This is a genomic window from Bacillus thermozeamaize (assembly GCA_002159075.1).
Classification (GTDB): Bacteria; Bacillota; Bacilli; order ZCTH02-B2; family ZCTH02-B2; genus Bacillus_BB; species Bacillus_BB thermozeamaize.
In genome coordinates, this window is the sequence record LZRT01000003.1 from 1 (window position 1) to 2,495 (window position 2,495).

Consider the following 2,495-nt stretch of genomic DNA (forward strand, 5'->3'; position numbering starts at 1 on the left):
CCGGCCGGCAACCGCTCCAGATCGAGATCCGTCTTGATTTCGCTGTGAAACTGTTCGCTGGTGGCGTGATCCCGGTATAACTCGATGACCCGCCACGGTCCGCAGCGAAGCGACGTCCAGTACACGTTCACTTCAATCTCCGGAACGAGCAACATTTGCCCATCCCGATCAATGGTTCGCTCAATCACGTGGAAGACTTGCCGGAGCGGTCGGTCAAATCCTTTTTCCGTAAACTCGATGAAACCGACATACTCCTTCTTGCCTTCACGCTGCTGGCAGCAAATGCCCGAGGATTCGGCGATGCGCAGCCACAGCTCTTTCGGTTCCTTGCGGAGGTTGGCTTTAATGATGTAGTCCACTTGTTCACGGTGACATACGCGCAAATTGTCGATGCTGTCGTTTCCCGCGTCCATGCGGACGAGAATCGGCAGATCCGTCACGCGCCGCGCATACGCGATGCTCCGGGTCAAAAAAGCAGCCGTCCCGTTCTGGACATGCGTGCTGCCTTCCCGCAGTTCGACGTTGACGCCGTAACCCTCCTGGCCCAGGTAAGCAAATATGGGCGCGTAGCCGTCGAAACCTTTGTACGTGCGGCAGACGCCTTCTTTTCGGGTGCCGGAATTGTCAAAGGGAGAAACGTCGATGTCCAGCGGTACGCAGACGACCGAACCGGCCTGAACACCGGTAAGCGGCGCCTCGACGCGGCGAATCAGATCGGCCGATTCCTCCAGAAGAATCTCGTTCCATCCCGCCGCTTCTGTCGCAGCACGATCCAGGCGTTGCCGAAGCGTCGGACTGGAGGGCACTTTTTGCAGTTGCAAACAGATCGGAAATACATCGTCGTTCCGAAACGGCTCAATATGGTCGAAATCACTCTTGCCTTGGCAGAGAAGCCCGATGTAACTTTTCATCACGTCGGCATGAGAATGATAGGGGTTCTCCATCTCCGAGAGGCGTGTATGGTTTAAACGCTTGGCTAATCTGGCATGTGCAAGCAATGCCCCTACGGTTGCCAGACCGGCATGGGTGGAAAGGATAAGCTCCTTGGAGCGAACGAACTTGATTTTCATATATGACACCCCGCAGGTGAATGTTATCTTGTTTATGTCATTCGCCTTCGGAAGTGTATTTGCCTGCTTTTTCTCGCATTTTCATCAGTTGATGATCACGGATTCAGGTGATTTTTATTTTGTCGAAAATATCAATTACATATTTTCCAATTAAGGATTTCATCGTTTTCCATAAACCGTGAGATTGTCAAAAGCAGCAAATAAATATCGGCGTCAAAACGCAACTCGTCCCTTACCTTCCCATTCCCGATGAAGTTTAAAATACAAGAATTTGAGTTAAATCGAGTAGAAGGGGGCGGCTAGCCCCCGTCCTCTCACACCACCTGGCATGCGGGTCCGCACCAGGCGGTTCCGAAGAGTTAACGAAATGCCAAGTAACATTCAAGCATGCTGACCAGCCCTTGCGCCTGAAAATATCGGGTGTCAAGGGCGTTGTTCAGGTTGCGGGACATCTCCCATGGCCCCCGGCGTGAGTTTGCCATCATATGGACGAAGTGTTCCGGTACCCCCAGCGCCCGCAGTTCACGGTAGCGCGTCCGTATCCGTTTCCACTGCTTCCATAGGCACATCCTCAGCCGCCGGCGTATCCACTGGTCAAGAGTTTCGCAGTGCGACTTTGCGGCCGCAATGCGGAAATACCCGACCCATCCCGTGATGTACCGGTTCAGTTCCCGGATTCGTTGCTCCATGGTGACAGGCCGGGTCCTGGATGTGATGGCCCTGACCCGTTCCTTGAAGCGTTCCACCGTCTTTGGAGCCAACCGGATGGTCGCTTCCCGGTCCGGCAGAAAACTGAACCCCAGAAACTTCCTCTTCCACGGCCGGTCCACCGCGCTTTTGTCCCGGTTCACCTTCAGCTTCAGCTTGCCTTCCACAAAACGCGTCACCGATTCCATCACGCGTTCTCCCGCCCGTTTGCTGGCCACGAAGATGTTGCAGTCGTCCGCGTACCGGACAAACTTCAGTCCCCTTCGCTCCAGTTCCTTGTCCAGGTCGTCCAGCAGAATGTTCGCCAGAAGCGGGCTGAGCGGTCCGCCTTGCGGCGTCCCTTCCTCCGTGGCCTGAACCACGCCGTTCACCATGACCCCTGCGCCAAGGTACGCCCGGATCAGCTTCAGAACGCGCTTGTCCTTCACTTTCCGCGCTACCCGGGCCATCAGAATGTCATGGTTCACCCGGTCGAAGAATTTCTCCAGGTCCATGTCCACCACCCAGCGGTATCCGTCCCGGATATACGCCTGGGCCTTTCGCACCGCGTCATGGGCGCGCCTTCCCGGACGAAACCCAAAACTTGAGCTGGAAAACCCAACGTCGAAAATCGGTGTCAGCACCTGCAGCAGGGCTTGCTGGATCAGACGGTCCATGACGGTCGGGATGCCCAGCAGCCTTACCCCGCCTCCGGGTTTGGGGATTTCCACCCGTTTG

At 55.7% G+C, this 2,495-nt stretch carries 3 protein-coding genes; 1 reads left to right on the forward strand and 2 read right to left on the reverse strand.

Going from position 1 to position 2,495, the window contains the following annotated elements:
* Nucleotides 1–1,070 (reverse strand): transposase (locus tag BAA01_16855; protein ID OUM91213.1); only part of this gene is annotated, 1,070 nt, incomplete at its 3' end.
* On the opposite strand from BAA01_16855, the gene BAA01_16860 reads away from it, so the two are divergent.
* Nucleotides 1,045–1,224, forward strand: coding sequence for a hypothetical protein (locus BAA01_16860; protein OUM91212.1), 180 nt, complete (start codon nt 1,045–1,047; stop codon nt 1,222–1,224). The genes BAA01_16855 and BAA01_16860 overlap by 26 nt on opposite strands.
* A 205-nt stretch (nt 1,225–1,429) precedes the next feature.
* On the opposite strand, the gene BAA01_16865 is transcribed toward BAA01_16860, so the two are convergent.
* Nucleotides 1,430–2,495: group II intron reverse transcriptase/maturase (locus BAA01_16865; protein ID OUM91214.1), on the reverse strand; the 1,066-nt coding region annotated here is incomplete at its 5' end.